The 689-nt window shown below is 54.1% G+C and carries 1 rRNA gene; it reads left to right on the forward strand.

The features are described from left to right. Nucleotides 1-688: ribosomal RNA gene (locus tag ACTJJ9_RS26370) — 23S ribosomal RNA — on the forward strand; the annotation flags it as partial. Nucleotide 689: the final 1 nt, after the last annotated feature.

Consider the following 689-nt stretch of genomic DNA (forward strand, 5'->3'; position numbering starts at 1 on the left):
ATCGAGGTGGGAGACAGTGTCAGGTGGGCAGTTTGACTGGGGCGGTCGCCTCCTAAAATGTAACGGAGGCGCCCAAAGGTTCCCTCAGAATGGTTGGAAATCATTCGTAGAGTGTAAAGGCACAAGGGAGCTTGACTGCGAGACCTACAAGTCGAGCAGGGACGAAAGTCGGGCTTAGTGATCCGGTGGTTCCGCATGGAAGGGCCATCGCTCAACGGATAAAAGCTACCCCGGGGATAACAGGCTTATCTCCCCCAAGAGTCCACATCGACGGGGAGGTTTGGCACCTCGATGTCGGCTCATCGCATCCTGGGGCTGTAGTCGGTCCCAAGGGTTGGGCTGTTCGCCCATTAAAGCGGTACGCGAGCTGGGTTCAGAACGTCGTGAGACAGTTCGGTCCCTATCCGTCGTGGGCGTAGGAAATTTGAGAGGAGCTGTCCTTAGTACGAGAGGACCGGGATGGACGCACCGCTGGTGTACCAGTTGTCTTGCCAAAGGCATAGCTGGGTAGCTATGTGCGGAAGGGATAAGTGCTGAAAGCATCTAAGCATGAAGCCCCCCTCAAGATGAGATTTCCCATCACATTAGTGAGTAAGAACCCTGAAAGATGATCAGGTTGATAGGTCTGAGGTGGAAGCGTGGTGACACGTGGAGCTGACAGATACTAATCGTTCGAGGACTTAACCTAA

The sequence above is a fragment of the Metabacillus sp. 22489 genome (genome assembly GCF_052044855.1).
GTDB lineage: Bacteria > Bacillota > Bacilli > Bacillales > Bacillaceae > Metabacillus > Metabacillus niabensis.